This is a genomic window from Pseudomonas migulae (assembly GCF_024169315.1).
Taxonomy (GTDB): Bacteria; Pseudomonadota; Gammaproteobacteria; order Pseudomonadales; family Pseudomonadaceae; genus Aquipseudomonas; species Aquipseudomonas migulae_B.
The window spans coordinates 6,304,021-6,322,617 of the sequence record NZ_JALJWR010000001.1 but is presented as its reverse complement, the minus strand read 5'-3'; the positions used below and the strand labels follow the sequence as shown (position 1 = coordinate 6,322,617).

The 18,597-nt window shown below is 61.1% G+C and carries 13 protein-coding genes; 5 read left to right on the top strand and 8 right to left on the bottom strand.

Going from position 1 to position 18,597, the window contains the following annotated elements:
- Position 1: 1 nt before the first annotated feature.
- Positions 2–670: an ABC transporter ATP-binding protein gene (locus J2Y86_RS29160; protein ID WP_253439589.1), complete on the bottom strand. Its 669-nt coding sequence runs from the start codon at positions 668–670 to the stop codon at positions 2–4.
- Positions 671–861: 191 nt separating this feature from the next.
- Positions 862–1,668 (bottom strand): class I SAM-dependent methyltransferase, encoded by an 807-nt coding sequence (locus tag J2Y86_RS29155; RefSeq protein ID WP_253439587.1) that lies wholly within the window; start codon positions 1,666–1,668, stop codon positions 862–864.
- Between the two features lie 170 nt (positions 1,669–1,838).
- Between J2Y86_RS29155 and J2Y86_RS29150 the strand changes: the two genes are divergently transcribed.
- A complete protein-coding gene (locus J2Y86_RS29150; RefSeq protein ID WP_253439585.1) occupies positions 1,839–2,234 on the top strand; it encodes a hypothetical protein in 396 nt (131 codons plus the stop codon).
- On the opposite strand, the gene J2Y86_RS29145 is transcribed toward J2Y86_RS29150, so the two are convergent.
- From J2Y86_RS29145 to J2Y86_RS29125, 5 genes are all read right to left on the bottom strand, one after another.
- Positions 2,225–3,655, bottom strand: coding sequence for a sigma-54-dependent transcriptional regulator (locus tag J2Y86_RS29145; protein WP_253439583.1), 1,431 nt, complete (start codon positions 3,653–3,655; stop codon positions 2,225–2,227). The genes J2Y86_RS29150 and J2Y86_RS29145 overlap by 10 nt on opposite strands.
- Positions 3,624–5,117, bottom strand: coding sequence for a sensor histidine kinase (locus J2Y86_RS29140; protein WP_253439581.1), 1,494 nt, complete (start codon positions 5,115–5,117; stop codon positions 3,624–3,626). The genes J2Y86_RS29145 and J2Y86_RS29140 overlap by 32 nt, the downstream gene beginning before the upstream one ends.
- Positions 5,118–5,218: 101 nt before the next feature.
- A complete protein-coding gene (locus tag J2Y86_RS29135; protein ID WP_253439579.1) occupies positions 5,219–6,232 on the bottom strand; it encodes an SCO family protein in 1,014 nt (337 codons plus the stop codon).
- A gap of 17 nt (positions 6,233–6,249) precedes the next feature.
- A complete protein-coding gene (locus J2Y86_RS29130; protein WP_253439577.1) occupies positions 6,250–9,057 on the bottom strand; it encodes a multicopper oxidase domain-containing protein in 2,808 nt (935 codons plus the stop codon).
- Between the two features lie 183 nt (positions 9,058–9,240).
- Entirely contained in the window at positions 9,241–10,686 is a 1,446-nt protein-coding gene (locus J2Y86_RS29125) for a sensor histidine kinase (RefSeq protein ID WP_253439574.1), read from the bottom strand.
- A gap of 279 nt (positions 10,687–10,965) precedes the next feature.
- On the opposite strand from J2Y86_RS29125, the gene J2Y86_RS29120 reads away from it, so the two are divergent.
- Genes J2Y86_RS29120 through J2Y86_RS29105 form a run of 4 tightly spaced genes read left to right on the top strand, consistent with a single transcriptional unit; the run spans position 10,966 to position 16,591 of the window.
- Positions 10,966–12,312, top strand: a complete 1,347-nt coding sequence (locus J2Y86_RS29120) for a hypothetical protein (RefSeq protein WP_253439573.1) — start codon at positions 10,966–10,968, stop codon at positions 12,310–12,312.
- Between the two features lie 35 nt (positions 12,313–12,347).
- On the top strand, positions 12,348–14,597 hold the full coding sequence (locus J2Y86_RS29115; protein ID WP_253439571.1) for an Ig-like domain-containing protein: 2,250 nt from the start codon (positions 12,348–12,350) through the stop codon (positions 14,595–14,597).
- A gap of 59 nt (positions 14,598–14,656) precedes the next feature.
- Positions 14,657–15,118, top strand: coding sequence for a curlin (locus J2Y86_RS29110; RefSeq protein ID WP_253439569.1), 462 nt, complete (start codon positions 14,657–14,659; stop codon positions 15,116–15,118).
- A gap of 27 nt (positions 15,119–15,145) precedes the next feature.
- Positions 15,146–16,591 carry a curlin gene (locus J2Y86_RS29105; RefSeq protein WP_253439567.1) on the top strand — a complete coding sequence of 482 codons (1,446 nt, stop codon included), beginning with the start codon at positions 15,146–15,148 and terminating at the stop codon, positions 16,589–16,591.
- Between the two features lie 1,122 nt (positions 16,592–17,713).
- Here the strand turns inward: J2Y86_RS29105 and J2Y86_RS29100 are convergent.
- The gene (locus J2Y86_RS29100; RefSeq protein ID WP_253439565.1) at positions 17,714–18,568 is read right to left on the bottom strand and encodes a CsgG/HfaB family protein; all 855 of its coding nucleotides are present in this window, start codon (positions 18,566–18,568) and stop codon (positions 17,714–17,716) included.
- Between the last annotated feature and the right edge of the window lie 29 nt (positions 18,569–18,597).

The window sequence follows — 18,597 nt, the reverse complement described above, 5'->3', positions numbered from 1 at the left end:
CTCAGCGATCGTCCGCGCCAGCCAGGCGACCACGGTGCAACACCACTTTCTCCGCCAGTCGCGCCGCCACCCTTGGGCTGTGAGTGACCATCAACAACGTCGTGGGGCTGTCGTCGAGCAGCTCCAGCAACAACTTCAGCACTTCATCGCTGGTGGCTTCATCGAGGCTGCCGGTGGGTTCGTCGGCCAGCAGCAGTTTGGGTTGCGACGCCAGCGCCCGCCCCAGTGCAACCCGCTGCTGTTGACCGCCGGACAACTGCTCCGGATAACGCCGCAGCAAATCCCCCAACCCCAGGCGCTGCACCAGATGCGCCTGCCAGCGCGGATCGTGCCGCCCGGCCAGCCGCGCCTGGAACGCCAGGTTGTCCTCCACGCGCAAGCTGCCGATCAGGTTGAACTGCTGGAACACCAGACCGATTTCAGTCCGCCGCCAGTTCGCCAGTTGCCCTTCGTTCATCTGATCCAGCTGATGCACACCACTGCGGATGCTGCCGCGATCGACCTTGTCCAGCCCGGCGATCAGGTGCAGCAAGGTGCTCTTGCCGCTGCCCGACTCGCCCATCAACGCCAGGCTGCTGCCGGGTTTGAGCGTCAGGTCGACACCTTGCAACACCGGCAGCGGACCTTGCGGAGTGGCGTAGCTTTTGAAGACGCCTTGGACCTGAAGCATGGGTGGACCTGAATGAGGGGCGTGGGGCAAAGGATAGCGGGCCTGCATGGGTTTTGTCGGCCCTGCCGCCGCCAATCTGATCTTGGAGGCTGGTGGGAACGATCATGAACCTTTGCATGTGCATTGAATGGGCCGGCCTCTTCGCGGGCAAGCCACGTTCCCACAGGTACAGCGGTGTTACCGATTTGGTCTCAATGCTTCAACGCCACCCACGTAAAACACAACGGCAACTGCGCCGCGTGCTTCTCATAGCGGTCATACAGCTCCTCACGATTGGAGTGCGGATACTCCTTGAAGTGGCTGATCTGCAACCCCGCCTCGATGGCGCCGGTGAAGATCGCGCCCAACGTGTGGACGAACCAGTAGGACGTCGCAGCCTGCTGCTCGACCTTGCCTTCGTAGACGATCGGCTGGTCTTGCACGAATGGCTCGCTGCGAAAGTAGGAACTGGCCAAACCATACGGATCAGCGGCTTCGGGGTCGAACATCTCCAGGAACGGATGGGTTTCGTACACCACCAGCGCGCCGCCGGGCTTGAGGGTGTGTGCGACGTGGCGGAAGAATTCGCCGATGTCCGGCATCCAGTTCAGGACGCCGATGGTGATCAGCGCCACATCGAACCGGCCATGCAGTTCGCTCGGCAGACGATGGATATCGGCCTCGATGAACTCGGGTGCGTGCGGTGAGCGTGACGCCAGCTCCCGCGCCTGTTCGAGAAAGGCCTCGGACTGGTCAATGCCGACGACACTGCGGGCTCCCAACGCAAACAGTGAAAGACTTTCGCGCCCGTTGTTGCAGCCCAGTTGCACCACGGCCTTGCCGTCGACGCCGACCTGTTCCAGCACACCGCGCAAGGTGTCATCGATGCAGGAAAAATCGCCTTGAGTGACCGCCTTCAGAAGTGAGGGCCATTCGGGATTGTCTTTGTGGTGTCGGGCGGAGTCATTCCAGGCATCGCGGTTGCTGGCGATGGCCTTTTCTTTTGACGGCATTTCCATTGCACACTCCAGAACTCGGGGGTTATCAGACCGGCCCGAGTCTAGATCAGCGTTTTTGAAAAACCCATGTGGCGTTTGTTGGAATGTTGTAAGCCAGGCATCGCCCACGTCCGGCAGCTATAGTTAATGACCTTGGGGAAATGCGGGAAAACGATTTCGCAGGTGCAGCCATGAAACACACCGATCTGCCGCTGATGTTCGCCCTCTGCCTGACCGCCGCCACCGGCGTTCACGCGCAAGACAGCCTGGTACCCACGTCCGAGTACAGCAGCGAGTTCAACTATTACGGGGAAAACCAGCCGTTCGCCCACCCCGTTCCGCCGACCCTGAGCACCGTGCCGCCGCGCTCGTACATCCCGACAGCCCCTCCGGATTTCATCCCGATCGCCAGCCAGCATGAGTTCTCCGACTCACGGTTGCCGACGGTCGCAGATGCCACCGTCCGGGTGTTCATCCGCTCCTACGACGCCGAACGCGGCGTCTACGTGAACGAAGAAGTCATCGACCCCACGTGCCTGCTGGCCTGCCTCAGTCGCCAGGGCCAGGCGACGCCCGTTTACCACTGACGTTTGTCCGGGCGCGCGAGGCCGAGTTTTTCGATCCGGTAGCGCAGCATGTCGCGGCTCAGGCCCAGCAGCCGTGCGGACTTGGTGACATTCCAGTCGGTCTTGTCGAGCATCTTGCGCACCATGTCGCGCTCCACTTCCGGCAGGTTCATCGACTCGTTGCCGTTGTAGACCGGTCGTGGCTCGCTGTGGTGTGGCGCCTCCGGCATCGCCAGCGGTTCATCTACCAGGCTCAGGCAGACGTTCAACTGGTGGGCGGCGATGGTGTCGCTCTGGGCCAGCAGCACGGTTTGTTCGAGCATGTTGCGCAGTTCGCGCACGTTGCCCGGCCAGGTGTAGCTGAGCAACAAATCTTCGGCCTGATCACTGAAATACAGGTTCGGTTTGCCATAGCGTTTGCCATGGATCGCCAGGAAATGCCGGGCCAGCAGCAGGATGTCTTCACCACGGGCGTACAGGCGCGGCACCTTGATCGAAATGATGCGCAGGCGGAAGAACAGGTCGCGGCGGAACTTGCCCTGCTGGACCATTTGCTCAAGGTTGCAGTTGGTGGCGCTGATTACCCGTAAATCGACCTTGCGCTCCTTCACCGATCCGACCCGGCGAATGGTCCGGTCTTCCAGCAGCTTCAGCAGTTTGGCTTGCAGCAGCAGGTCCATTTCACCCACTTCATCAAGAAACAGCGTGCCGCCATCGGCCGCTTCGACCAGGCCGACGCGACGGTCCTTCGCGTCAGTGAACGCGCCCTTCTCGTGACCGAACAGCTCCGACTCCACCAGGTTGGAAGGAATCGATGCACAGTTGAATTCAATGAACGGCCCCTTGGCACGCGGACCGTCAAAATGCAGCGCGCGGGCCACCAGTTCTTTCCCGGTGCCAGTCTCGCCTTCCACCAGTACGGGCGGCAGATCGGTGTTGGCCATCCGGCGCTCGGCGTCGAGCAGCTGACCAATCGTGCTTTTCAGATAGAGCATCGGCCCTGATTCGCCGATCAAGGCCTGCACCCCTGACTTCTGCGCTTCACGTTCCTGATAGAACGACAACGTGCGCTCCATCCGGTCGGTGGCCAGGGCCTTGTCCAGCAACAGCTTGAGCTCCGGCAACGCCACCGGTTTTGTGACGTAATGAAACGCGCCCTCTTTCATCGCCACCACGGCGTCTTCGACATTGCCGTAGCCGGTCATCATGATCACTTTCAGGTCCGGCGCGCTGATGCGCAGCTTCTGGATCAGATCGTGCCCGCTCATGCCCGGCAGCGAATTGTCGGTCAGCACCACGTCCGGAGCGACCGTGCGCATTTGCTCCAGCGCCTCTTCAGCCGAGTGGCAGACCGTCACCTCGAAGTCTTTGCGTTCCAGGTAGGTCTGAATGTTCTCGGCGAGGAGTTCATCATCCTCGACCAGCAGAATGCTCTGCCCCATATACCCCTCCCGTTGCCACTTTAAAATTAAGACTGACGCGGGTCCCTTGCTGCTCCTGACTGGTCAGTTCGACCGAGCCCTCGAAGCGTTCCATTATTCGTTTGACCAGGGCCAGGCCCACGCCCAACCCGCCTTGTTTGGTGGTGAAAAACGGCTTGAAGACCATTTGCTGCTGCTGTTTGGTCATGCCCTTGCCGGTATCGCTCAGGGTCATACGCACGTGTCCGGCTTGCGGCGATTCAATCTCGATGCTCAGCAGACCGCCCTTGGGCATGGCTTCCAGAGCGTTGGCAAACAGGCTATTGAGAATCTGCGTGAGCAACACCTGTTGGCTGACTACCGGCGGGCAGGCGTTGGGGGTGAAACGAACGTCGACATTGGAGCGGTTGATCAGCGCGTCGAACGCACTCAGGGTGTCGTCGATGGCGAGCACCAGATCCACCGCTTCATACTCGTCAGTCATCGGCCGCAACGACACCAGCAGCTCGCGAACCCAGCGCGACATGCGATCGACCTGACTGATGATGTCGCCGATGTTTTTCTGTGAGCTCTGGCTGGCGATTTCCTGGGCCAGTTCGGCGCTGGAGCGAATGTTCGCCAGCGGATTGCGCAAACTGTGGGCCACGGCCGAGGACATTTCCCCAAGGGCCACGAAGGTTTCGTTGGCGATCAGCTGTTTCTGCTGGCTTTCGAGCAGCTTGGCGGCACGCTGCACAATCCAGAACAGCCCGAGGTAGATAACGGCCCCGCCGAGCACGGTCGCCACCCATATCGACTTGAAACCACGCTGGATGCGCGCAACCAGATCAACCGGCTCCTTGTAGACCTCGACCATGGCGATGACCTTGCTCCTGTCGGAATTGAACATCGGAATGTAGTTTTCGATGAACAGATACTCCGGCTCGCGCAGCAGTCTTTGCTCGGGACGTTCTTCATCGATCTCGTGGTAGCTGGTGGACACGGCTTCCTTCATCTCGAACGATTCGTCCAGCTCCTCGTCATCTTCAATTCGCACGCCGATCAACTCCGGGTTGGTCGACCAGACCACGGTGCGATCCAGCGCGTACACCGTGGCCAGCAGCATGTCCGGCAGATGCCCTACATGATCGAGAAACTCGTTGCGCGAGGCGGCACGGGCGCCCGGATTGACATCGGGGTAGGCGTTGTCCTGACGCGGGTCGAGCATTTCGCCCATGGTTCTGTTCGGGTTGATCGATGCGTGGCGGATTTCGGCGTCACCGATGGCCTGAACGAATTGCGCGGTCAGCATGGAATCGCGTTTGATGCTCTCCTCGACCACGAAACGCGTGGAAATGTAGCCAAGCCCCAACGCCACGACGGCGATGATCAAGAAGCTGCCGATGGAGAACCAGCGCAGAAGATTGAAGCGGCCCCGCCAGCCCGCGTCTCCCACCGGCGTGTTCGGCGGCGCAGCTACTTTGTGTTGTTCGAGTATCTGCATGGGCGGGTCCTGGTGGCTGGCATAAAGCCTTTTCCGTGGCGTTTCGGATCAGTGTAGGTGGCATTGATCGCGCCTGACGGCTCGATATCAGTAATTAGTCGCTATGGAACCTGCGCGGCCTGCAACGGTTGCTGACGATCGGTTTCCTCCTGCAGGAATTCGACGATGGACTGCGCCGAGCGCTCATCCAGGCGCAGGTTTGGCATCGGGATCCGGTCAAAGCGTTGAAACAGCTCCAGCGCAATCGGGTCCTTTTCGGCGAGCATGCGATCCGGTTCGCGGATCCAGCGATTGAGCCAGGCGGGCTCCCGCAGACGGGTCACGCCGATCAGGTCCGGGCCGATGCTGCGCATGCCGATGCCCTGCCCGTCTTGCGGCCCGAGGCTGTGACACGACGCACAACGGGTACGGAACAACTCTTCGCCGTTGCTCGGTGGGCGGATCTCGGGCGCATCGGCATAATTTTCTTCAATGCTGGGTTGCTTCCAGTTCTGCAAGGTATTGGCCAACTGATCGGCGAGGATCCACGGATTCTCGAACGGTGAGGCTTTCATCCAGCGACCGGTACTTTGGTTGCCCACGATCAGGCTCAGGTTGTGGTCCTTGCTGCGGCCGTTGTCGACGCCTTCGATGAACAGCCCGAGCTTTTTGCGCAAGTCGGTAACGGCCTCGAATTCGCCGGTGAGAAACTGCCAGCCCGGTCCGACCTTGAACCGTTGCGAGTAGGCCTTGAGCACTTCGGGTGTATCGCTCAACGGGTCGATGCTGATCGAGTAGAAAAAAATGTCCTGGCCAACCCGCCCACCCAGCAACTGTTGCACCTGGCGAAGGCGCGCGGTTTCAAGCGGACAGGAGTCGCTGCACGTGGTGAAGATGAAGTTGATCACCACCACTTTGCCCTTGATCAGGTCATCGAAAAAACGCACCTGCCGACCGTCCTGGTTGGTCAGCAAGGTATTGGGGAAGTAATCACCGCCCCAGGGTGTCGCCGATTCCTCCGTCGGCGACAGTTCACCTTCATGAGCGAGCAGCACCCAAGCGGCCAGCCCACAGGTGACCAGCAGCAAAATCAGGTGCATGCCCAGGGCGCGGGAGCGCGGCGTACGTGATGTCATGTCGGCTCCCCTGCGAATCATGGTGTGACCTCTGCTTTGGTGCCGTAGCCGTCGCCGGTGCGGAAGGTTGGCAGCGCCGCAGAGTTTACGTAGCGCACGCCATCCCAGCTCGGCAACGGAGTCGGCATCAACTGCAGTTGCCCCGGTTTCTCAAGGTCCCACCGCAGCAACATGGAGTTGTCCTCGTGTTGCGTGTTGTGGCAGTGCTCCATGTAGGTGCCGGCGAATTCGCGGAAGTTGATCGCAATCTCGACATTGTCCGTACCATCCTTTTCCGAACCGATGCGATACACGTCCTTGCGTGCCCATTTTTCCCATTCCGGTGGTGCCTTGCCGCCACGGCTGAGGATGATCCCTTCCTCGAAGTGCACGTGCACCGGGTGGCTCCAGCCCGTGCCGCTGCCCTTGATGTGCCACACCTCCAGCGTGCCGAAACCCGTGACGCCGGCGTCGGTCGGACCGCTGGCCAGTTTGGTCGAGGTGTTCAGCCGGCGCGGGTCCATGCGAAACCCGAAGCCGCCGTCGGTCTTGATCGTCCAGGGCGCTTCATCGGTGCCGTCGGAACGGCCAAAGGTGTAGGTGCGGTGGCGGGATTTGGCCAGCAGCGCCTTGTCGGCAGCATTGTCGTAGTGAATCTTCAACGGGATCATCATCAAGCCCGCAGCCTTGCCCGGTTTGGCCGGTTCATAAGCGGCCGGGTCCATGGCCAGGTCCTGACCGGTGTAAGCCTTGACGTTGAGTTGCAACACCTTGCCTACCACCGGATCACCGTCTTCCCATTTCGGCCCCTTGCTGGTTTGCTTGATGATCGCCTTGTATTTCTCGGACAGCACGTCAGCCAGGGAGACGGGTTCTTCCGGACCCTTGCCGTCTTCGTGCACCAGCAGGTTGACGAAGAACAGCTTGTCGCCCGCCTTGATCCCGTTTTTCGCGAAGTTGACGATGATGTCGTGACGCTCGGCGATGCCCAGGGTTGGCAGGATCGCGTTGTGGTTCTGTTTATCACCGTCGGCATCCAGGTCCATGCTGCCGTCGAACGGCACGCTGTGTTCCATGATATTGCCGTCGTTGGCAATCATGTGGAACGGCACCCGGGCATACGACACGCCCGACCCGGCAGGCCCTGGGAACTCGCCGGTGGTGCCCTTGATCTCGCGCACCAGCGCCATTTTGAAGTAGCGCGACACTGAACCATTGAGCATGCGGAAGCGATAGCTGCGCGCACGCACGTCCAGGGTCGGTTTCCACCTCCAGTTGACCAGTACCTGGTCACCGAGGAAGCCGTCAGTGTTGAAGGGGTTGAACCACAGTTGACCGTTCTTATCCCATGCCTTGTCGGAAAACATCAGGTTGACGTCGTAGTCGCGGTTACCCCAGGGCAAGGCGCTGCCGCTGGGGAGGCGCAGGTTGACGCCGTCATTTACGGACTCATTGCCGCGGTCCAGGGCGCTGTAGTAGTTCATCATCGCCGCGTTGCCCTTGTAGACGTTCTGCGCGGTGAAATCGAGCATGTGGTCGTGGAACCAGTGGGTGCTCATGGTTTCGCGCCAGTCGCCGCGGACCTTGATCATGCCGTTGTCGCAAGTCTTGCGGCCGGGGCTGAGGTCGTTGGTCCACAGAGTTTCACCCGGTGAGCACGGAAAGGCTGCACGCGGGTCTTCAGCCTTGGTGTTGATGCTGTCGTAGCCAGCCAACTGGATCGGCCAGCGATAGTCGTAAAATTGCCCGGGGAAGAAAAACGCATTGGCATAACCGTCGCTTTCCGCCGGTACGTGACCGTTGTGTTCGTGGGTGGTGATGGTGTGCAGGCCAAAACCCATGTTCGCCGACGGATCGATCGGCAAGCCGTTGTAATGGCGCATCAGCACCGGTTGCCCATAACGGACCATGAGCAATTTGGGCGGCAGGGTGCCGTCGAAGGTCCAGACCGATTTGTGGTTCTGCACTGGCATTTTCGGGTGAAAACGCGGTTCAAATCCTTTGGAGGTGCCTGCGGTCGCCGGCACGCCAGCCACGTTGTAATAGAGGCCACCAGGGCCAAATTCACCCATGGCATAGCGGTGCATCTGACGACTGTCACGCAAGCCGGTATTCACCCGTGCGCCGGTTTGCACGGTCTTGTAAGCCACCTGCGGGTAAAACTCGTTCCAGCGCTGGTGCGACCAGCCTTTTCCTGGCGGACGGCCTTCCGCCGACGAGCCGATACGGCGGTTGAGGAAAAACTCAATCTGCTTCTGCCAGGGGTTGCGGTCGACCACGTTGGAATAATGGCTGGGGAACGGAGTCAAGCCTGGTTGACGCAAGAACGCGTCGAGCGACGCACTCGGTGGGGCACTACGAGCGACGCTGGTGGGATCTTGTTGCGGCAGCGGTCCGATCGCGGCGGGTGGAAACGGCAACAGCGCCGCCGGTGTCGTGGGGTCGAGTTTTTCCAGGCCGAATTCTTCGAACAGCGCCAGTGGCTGAGTAAACGGCAACGCACCATACAGCGGACTGGGTTTTCCGTTGGTGGGGTAATTGAAGCTGGTCTGCACCGCCGGCGGCAGGATGTTTTCCTTGAGTGGGGTGTCTCGGTCGCCTTTGACGCCAGCCGGCAAGTCGAAGGCATCCAGGTTGGCCGGAGGCATGGTCAAAATGGCGTTCAAGGCTCCCTGTCTGTCAGCCGGTTCGTCGTAGTACGCCGAAGGGTCGGACGGTCCGGGCTGTCCTTCGTCGTCGATCGGGCCGGCGCGCAGGCTCGTTGTGCCGAGCATCATTGCGACAAGGACGCTCAGGGGCGTCAGAAGGCCAAGCCTATTGCAGGGGTGCCGCGCTTTTCTGTCCATCACCAGCCGCCTCGAAGTTGTGAAGGGGGTAATGGAGGTTTTGCAAGGAACTCGCCAGATCTGTAACAACTTTATACAAAGCATTAATACCCAGCGAAACAATGGCTTATCAACATCAATTTGCCATACCCGAAAAAACGACTGGGGAAGGACACCCGCTACCGGGGAAAGTTCATCCCCATTTCAGGGAATCCGCTTGAATGACAGGCGTGCACAGGTGCCCTCGCCCTCACAACTTTCAAGGCTCACGGCACCGCCGTAGCGTTCCATGATTCGTTTGACCAGCACCAGTCCGACACCCAGCCCGCCTTGCTTGGTGGTGAAAAACGGCCGGAAGGCCAGGTTGCGTTGTTCCTCGCTCATGCCTTTGCCCGTGTCCCTCACAACCACACTGGTGCCTCGGGCATCAGTGGGCTCCAGGGTGATGGTCAGCGTGCCCCCCTTGTCCATGGCTTCCAGCGCATTGGCCAGCAAACTGTTGAGGATTTGCGACAACTGGATTGGCTGGCTCAGGACCATCGGCGTGTCCTTCGGCTCGAACACCACGTGAACCCCGGCGCTGGCGATCTGCCGTTCGAAAGCCATAAGGCTGTCGTGCAACGCCGCCACCAGGTTCACCGGTTCGGGCTCGTCATGGAGCGGGCGCAAGGATTGCAGCAGTTCCCTTATCCATTTCGACATGCGATCCGCCTGGCCGATGATGTCGGTGATGTTTTTGTGCGCCGGGCCGCTGTCGAACTCCAGCGCCAGCTCGGCGCTTGAGCGAATGGTCGCCAACGGATTACGCAAACTGTGGGCCACCGCCGACGACATCTCACCCAGGGCAACGAACGTCTCGTTGGCAATCAATTGTTTTTGTTGCTCCGCCAGCAGCATCGCCGCCCGGCGCACGATCCAGTACAGCCCCAGGTAAATCAGCCCGCCGCCCAGTGCGGTGGCCAGCCAGATCAACACCAGGCCGCGCTCCATGCGGTCGATCAGGTCCTTCGGTTCCTTGTAGATCTCCACCATTGCGGTGACGTTCTTGCCATCGACATCGAACAGCGGAATGTAGTTTTCGATGAAGATGAACTCCGGTGGCGATATGAACTTCTGTTCCATGCGTGTCTTGTCGACATTGTGATAGCTGGTCGACACCGGCTTCATGGAGGCAAACGCCTGCTCCAGGTCTTCATCGTCGAGGATCGTGGTTCCCATCAATGTCGGGTTTGTCGACCAGACCACCATGCGATCGGGCGCATAGATGTTGGCCAGGATCACGTCCGGCAGGTGCTCGATGTGGTCGAGAAATTCTCCCCGGACACTGGCGCGGTCCAGCGGGTCGACGTCCGGGAAATCCCTGTCCCTGCGCGGGTCCAGCAGCTCGCCCATGGTTCGCACATTCGGAATCGACACATGACGCATCTCGGCGTAAGCGATCGTCTGAATGAACTGCGAGGTCAACATCGCATCGCGCTGTACGCTTTCGGTAATCACGAACCGCGAGGACACGGCGCCCAGCGCCACCGCCACCGTGCCGATCACCGCCATGCTGGTGAGCGAAAACCAGCGCAGCAAATTGAATGGCTGTTTGCGCGAGCTCAGGCGAGTGCCCTCCTCGGACGGGAGCGTTTGCGTAGGCAAGTTCATGGGCGTACTTCTCGGCGGTTCCCCCCATTGGTTATAGCCCACTCATGGCTGTTTGCCCGACCCTGGGACCGCACTTCCCCAGCCTGCCTCCTCTCCCCATCTACCCCCAATGCTGGGGACAGAAGCCCGTATGCCCGAATGCCAAGCAGCCATCGTCTGAGCCTGACAAGCCCTGATTACGGGCCTCTGGCGGCCTTTTTCAGCGATTGGTATGGAAGTTGCCGAAGGACCCTCAACTGACCCATCCCCACGGGCAGGTCTCTGATAGAGGGAATACTCATGCACCCTTTACTGTCCAAAAGCGCGATCGCCCTGGTCGTGTCCGCTCTGGCCCAAGGCGTCACGCAGGCAGCGCTGTTCGCTGTCGACCCGGGGCCTTATGTACCCGCCAATGGTTCGTTCGCTGCCTGGTACCAGGACTCCCACGGTCGGACCCTCGATCTTTGCCTGTCCAAGGCCGTCAGTTCCAGGGTACCGGGCGCGCCCGGTGCGCCCTCCTACATGTGCCTTTTGAATCCGACCCCCGGTGTTTTCGACGACACGCAGCCCATCGTTTTCCCGACCAACTTTCCCGATGAATCGTTCTGGTTCACCGGCGACGGAGCCATCGTCGACGCGGCACGGGGCATCGACCTGACGTATGTCAGCGCCGTCGAAGCAGCCTTCGCCGCCGAAGATCCGGTTGAAGGCGACCAGGTCAGTTTTGGCCGTATCCGTATTCGGGTCGACGTGCCCACCGCGGGCACCTATGTCATCACTCATCCCTACGGCGTCGATGTGTTCAACGTCGATACCCCCGGGCGTCGTGCGATCAACATGACCCGGGACATTGGTATCGGCTCGCCGAAAACCTATGACGGCGCACTCAAAAGCGACATTGGCCCGTTCCTGCGCAGCGTCAATGGCCCCTATACCGAGACCAACCCGGTCACCGGTTCGGCCGAGCAATTCGTGGGTGACCCGAACGTGGAAGAGGCTTTCACCGGCAGCCCTTTCAACACCAACTACATCCGCATTGAAGGACCTAACGGACTGGACCTGCGCACCACGGTGATGGCCATTTCCGGCAAGTTATCGACCGTGACTCGACCCACTCCGATCATTGCCGAACGCAGCACTTACTCACGCAAGCCCGGCACCAGCGCCCCGGTGGCCCAACAGGATGTCTTCGTCCTGGCCCCGCCACCGCCGGCCACCGTGACCCTGGACAGCAACACCCCGGCGCTGCACTTGACCGAGGCCAATACCACCGGCCACTGGTACGTCCAGTCAGCCACCAACCCGACGTTGCCGAGCAATTTACTGGTGACCGCCGACAACCATCTGGCCATCCCCAGCAGCACGCCGACCTCCCTGTCCATGCCGTTGACCGACCTGGTGGTGATTTCACGGGCCGAGTACAGCCTCGGCAGCGGGCAAATCACGGTCGTGGCGTCGACCAGCGATGAAACGTCGCCGCCGGTACTCACCGTCACCTCCGGCACGGGTGTCGCCATTGGCGCCCTCAGTGGCAACGGCGCAGAGAAATCCCTGTCGACCGGCATCTCGCCGATTCCACCGGCCAAGGTTCGGGTGACGTCATCCAATGGCGGCAGCGACACCGAAGAAGTGGTCATCGTGCAATGAACGCTATCATGCCCAGATCCGCATCAGGAGGCATCATGAACAAGTGGCCACGCTTCGCGCTCAACGCGCTCGGGCTGACGCTCTCGCTGTCCGGCAGTGCGTTCGCGCAACTCAATGCCGTCGATACCGGCCCCTACACCTTTGCCACGGGGAAATTTCCCATGTGGTATCAGGACAGCAATCTGCTGTCGCTGGAACTGTGCCAGTCGCGGGCGACCAGCTCGCGCTCACCCGGCGCTCCTGGCGCGCCCTCCTATATGTGCATCCTGAACCCGGAACCTGGGATCTTCGACGACACCCAGCCGATGGTGTTTCCGGATAACTGGCCACCGGAGGCGTTCTGGTTCCTCGCCGAGACCAGCATCAACGATGTCGGAGGCTATGGCGTGGATGCCTACGTGGCCGGGATCGAAGCGGCATTCGCTGCGGAAAACCCGGTCGACGGCGACCAGGCCAGCTTCGCGCGGATTCGTCTGCGGGTGAACATTCCTGTCGCGGGGACCTACACCATCACCCACCCGTACGGCGTGGAAACGGTCAACGTCACCACGCCGGGCCGTCGGGCGATCAACATCACCCGCGATATCGGCATCGGCGCACCGGGCAACTTCTCGGGTGCGCTCAACGGCGAGGTCGGGCCTTTCCTGCGCAGCGTCAACGGTCCGTACACCGAAGTGAACCCGGACACGGGCTCCATCGAAACGTACGTGGGCGATCCGAACCTCACCGAAGCGGTCACCGGCAGTCCGTTCAACAACAACTTCCTGCGTGTCCAGGGCCCGGCCGGGACCATCCAGACCAACCTCTTTACCGTGTCCGGCAAAGTCCTCGACAGCCGTGCGCAAACCCCTGCGGAAATCGGCCGCGCCACTTACCGCCGCACCGCTACAGGTCCCGGCACGAGCAGTACCCGGGTAGAGGTGTTTGGCAAATCGTCCAACAGTTCGAGCCTGTGTTTCCGCGAAACCGTGGCCCTGGTTCCCGGACCACCGCAGACGCCATGCCTGGTCAACATGCTCGGCGACAACACCGGCCAGTTCTTCGCTCATCGCCTGACAGGGACTACCGTTCCTCCGGTGGTGGTGGTCACCGCTACCGACCCGAGCGGCACCAGCCGGCCAACCGCGGTGTCAAGCAAAGTCACCGACGTGGTGAAGATCCAGACCGCTCGCTACAACTGGAGCAATCACAGCCTGCTGATCGAAGCCACTTCGTCTGACGAAGTGGTGGTGCCGGACATGGTTGCCCAAGGCTACGGACGTCTGAGCAAAACCGGCACCCTGCAACGGTTGACGGTTGCCGATCTGACGCAGCCACCGGCCAGTGTCACCCTCAAGTCCGCCGCGGGTGGCAGTGACACCGAACCGGTTGTGGTGGTTGGAACGGCACCGAATAGCGGTGAAAACCAGGCTCCGCTGGCCGTTGCCGACACCGGCAGCACCAGCTTCGGGGTGCCGATCACCCTCAACCTGCTGGCCAACGACAGCGACCCGGACGGCAACACGCCGTTGAGCATCACTGCGCTGACCCAACCAGCCGCCGGGCAAGGCACCGTGGCATTGAGCGGCACGACAGCAGTGGTCTACACCCCGCCAGCCGTGGTCAATGCACCGCTGACCACAACCTTCACCTACAAGGCTCAAGACATCAAAGGCCTGGCCTCGACCACGGCAGCGACCGTGACCATCACCGTGGCGCCTAACCAGCCACCGGTGGCCGTCGCCGACAGCATCGCAACGCTGGGCGTGGCGGTACCGATCAACGTGCTGCTCAACGACACCGATCCGGAAGGCAACGTGCCGCTGACCGTCGCCAGTTTCACCCAACCAGCAGCCGGTCGCGGCACCGTCAGCAGCAACGGCACGGTGCTCACCTACACCCCGCCGGCCACTGTTACCACGGCGTTCACCACGACCTTCACCTACATCGCCCGGGACAACTTCGGCGCTCTGTCGGTGACACCGGCCACGGTCACGGTGCAAGTCTCGCCACGGCCACCGGCAGAAGCGTTCACGGTGACCACGGCGACGGTGTCGGCGCGCTCCAACAACCGCTTCACCTGGGACTTTGCGGGCACCTCATCGGTGATCACCGGCAACACCATCACCGTGCGGGTTTCCACCCCGACCGGGCTGGCAACCCTGGGCACCGCCACGGTGCCAGTGACCGGTCGCTGGCGGCTGACGGTGAGCAACACCACCACGGTGATCCCGTCGGTGAACCCGACCGCCACCATCACCTCGTCCCAAGGCACCGTGCGCTCGGTGTCAGTGATCTCCAACTGAGTCTTCGCCCCATCGACCACGTGGCCGATGGGGCAAGCCTCATCCTGAAGGACAACGTCATGAAAACGTCGACCGCCACCCTGCTCTGCCTGCTTCTGCTCTGCAGCAGCGCGGGTGTGCGCGCCGACGATTTGATGGAGAACGACGACCTGGGCCCCGGCACCGATCTCGGCGAGTTGCCACCGCCGATTGGCCAGCAAGCGCTGATCGACCAGACCGGCCAGGCCAACGTGGCGCTGCTGCAACAGAACGGCCAGTCGTTGCTCGGCACCATCGTCCAGTCGGGAAGCAATCAGGAAGCCTGGATCCTGCAACAAGGCAGCGACCTGATGGCGATGATCACCCAGCAAGGTTCCGGCAACTCCGCCTCGATCACCCAGACCGGCAGCCAGAACCGTGCGCAGATTTCCCAGAACGGCAACAACAACGACGCCAGCATCGACCAGGCCGGAACGGGGCTTTCCAGCGCCGTGAGCCAGTCGGGAAATGGCATGAGCGTTTCGGTCAAACAATACCGCTAAAGCACTGCACCCTCTGGAGGTTTCATCATGTTCAAACTGACGCCCCTCACCGCCGCCATCCTGGTCATTGTCAGTGCCCAGGCGATGGCCGATGACAGCATTTCCAGCCAGGACCAGGTCGGCACGGCCAACGTCGCCGATGTGAAACAGACCCTGGCGCCTTTCAGTACCGCTACCCAACAGCAACTCGGCCAGGGCAACGACGCGGCCGCCGTGCAGGACTCGGCCACCAGCACCATCGACCAGAACCAGATCGGTGATTACAACGCCGGTTACGCCGAGCAGTTGTTCGAAAACAACAGCACCATCAACCAGCAACAGACCGGCAGCTTCAACACCAGCCACGCCAGCCAGTCGATCGGCGTGGGCGGCAGCGAAGTGCTGCAACAACAGCAAGGCTCCGGCAACTTCTCGTTCGTCTATCAGGACAGCCAGGACGGTACGACCGGTCAAACCTTCCAGTTCGGTGACAGCAACGAAGCCAACATCGAACAGATTCAGATCGGCATCGCCAACACCGCGGTGATCATCCAGTACGGCACCACCAACTACGCCACCGCCGAACAGATCAACCACATGGGTGGCCAGATCAACCTCAACCAGGCTGGCACCAGCAACTATGCCTACGGCGACCAGCGCAATGGCGACGGCGGCAACCTGACCATCAACCAGTTCGGCGAAGGCAACGGCACTGAAGTCTGGCAAGACGGACAAGTCGGCAGCGAAACCACTGTCGACCAAATCGGCCTGACCAACGAAACCGTGGTCGACCAGAGCTTCGGCGAAAACAACACCGCCCAGGTCTTCCAGGTCGGCGACCTCAACGCGATCTATGCCGATCAGTTCGAATCCACCGGCTCGACCATCGCGCTGTACCAGACAGGCACGGGCAACACGCACTTCACCTACCAGACCGGCGAGGGGCATTCGCTCACTGCGACTTCGGTGGGTAACGACAACAAGGTCTATGCCAGCAACTGGAAAGGCCCGCAAAAAGGTGGGCAGTTCGGCAGCAACCAGCGCGCAACCATCAACCAGACCGGCAACGCCAACATCGCCAACTTCACGCAAGACGGCGTCGGCCACGTCATGACCACCAACCAGACCGGCACCGGCAACAAAACCACCGTCAGCCAGGCTGAAAACTACAACGAGCTGTACTTCGACCAGAACGGCAGCGACAACATCCTCGTCGCCGATCAGCGCGGCACCACCAACCTGGCCCAGGGCAGCAGCAACGGTATGGGCAACAGCACCGCGTTCGACCAGTCCGGCACCGGTAACCAGGCCTACACCACTCAGTGGGGCAGCGATAACCAGATCACTTTGAAACAGGCTGACACGATGAACGTGGCGTATGTGACACAGGGCGGCACCGGGAACATTGCCAATGTTGATCAGAGCGGCATGACGCAGATGGCGACTGTTCAGCAGTTGGGGACGGATAACCGGGCGACGGTGTTGCAGCAGTAAATGCGGGGGATAAAAAACCGCGGCCCTGGGTGAGGGTCGCGGTTTTTTTGTCTGAGGTTTGTAGGGCTCACCGGTTCCTGTGGGAGCTTGGCTTGCCAGCGAAGGCGGCCTGATAGCCGACGTGTTTTTTTGACTGAGTACATATCCATTTCTGCGGTAACGGCGGCTATTGGTTTCGCCCTTACGGCGAGTCACTTGGAGAAGCGCCAAGTAACCAAGCGCTTTTGCCCCTTTCGTTCGGTGCCTCGCCTAGGCTCGGCATGCCCTCCTTCCGGTCCTGCTCCGTGGGCCCGCCGCCATCGGCCATCCATGGCCGGGGGCGGCTAACCCGGCATCCATGCCGGGTTGCCCACTGCGCAGAACCTCCACTCGGCCTCACGAGGGGGCGACCACCGCCACAGCACCGCGAGGCGGCCTGCGGGCCGACCTGGTTCTTCAGGTATATGCATTCCCCTGTGGGAGCTGGCTTGCCAGCGATGGTCGTTAACGATGACGTGTGCTGCCTGAAGGAACGCGGTGTCTGGACGTCTATCGCTGGCAAGCCAGCTCCCACAGGGTTCTGGGTACATCCGCAAAAACAGATCGTCTCCCACAGGGTTCCGGGTACATCCGCAAGAGCAGGTCGTCTGCGAGGCCGCCTTCGCGAGCAAGCCCGCTCCCACAGTGGATTGTTGGCGGGCATGACATTGGTGTTCTCCCCGATGATCCTGACGGACTTCAGGCCGGCTATCAGGCCGCCTCGCTTTGTTTTTGATCTTGATCTGCCCCGTCGGAAGGCCGAGCGCAGGTTCTGCGCAGTGGGCAACCCGGCATGGATGCCGGGTTAGCCGCCCCCGGCCATGGATGGCCGATGGCGGCGGGCCCACGGAGCAGGACCGGAGTGAGGGAATGGCGAGCATTAGCGAGCCACCGTACGTCAGGGGCGCCGGGCGCTTGGTTACTTGGCGCTCTTCCAAGTAACCCGCTGTAAAAGCGGAACCAATAGCCGCCGTTACCGCAGCAACGGATATGTACACCATCAAACCCTATACTGCCCAACACACAGCCATCGCGGGCAAGCCCGCTCCCACATGGATCGTGGTGAATCTACAAGAGCCTGGTCGGCCCGAAGGCCGCCTCGGCTCACTGTTCTTCAGGCACCTTGTTCTGAGTCAGGTACCGATCAAGCGTCTCACTGCTCTGCGGCGAATTATCCCCCGCCACCTGCCACAAATGCCGCTCGATCCCCTGGGCCAACAGATGCCCCACCGCCGCCTCGATCGCCGACAACACACACAACTGCGCCGGCTCGTTGGTGGTGTACCCGACCTCAGCCTCAAGCAACTTCTTGAACTCGATAAACTTGAACACCCCGGCACTACGGCCCACGGAGTAGATGGTCTTGCTGGTCATCACATTCGCCAGCACCTGCCCACTGCGCACATCCACCGCCCGCAGGTTCACCGTCACCTGATCCACCCGATACTCCCGGGAAATATCGATCCCCAGGTAACGCGCCCCTTCCCCGCCGCTTTTCACATTGGTGTCGTAGGCAATGATCCCGCCCTCGAGCATCATGTTCGCCGCTTGCAGCGGCGGCAGTTCACCCTGGATATTCACCGGCGTGTTCGGTTTTTTCTGCGAGGCGCGGATGATCTTGCGCTCGGTCAGCAGGTTCTGCAGCCCCTCACGTTCCAGCACCACAAACCAGCCGCTGGCCTGCAACGCATCCATGAGCATGCTCGCCGCACCCTGGGTCACGCTGGTGGAAAACGAACTGGCCGGCGTCGGTTTGTATTGCCCGGTCTGGTCGCGAAAACCGTACACCACCGCCATCAACCGGCCCTTGGGTCGTGGCATGTTGATCAAGTCGTAATAGGTCGAAGCCCTCGGGGTCAGCGTCGGGGTTTCGGTGTCCTGCTCAGCCCCGACAGGGTCGCGCAGACTGCACCCTTGTAACGCCGCCAACATCAGCCCTAGCACTATTATTCTTTTCATGTCCTTCACTCCCCATCAACCCGGATCCC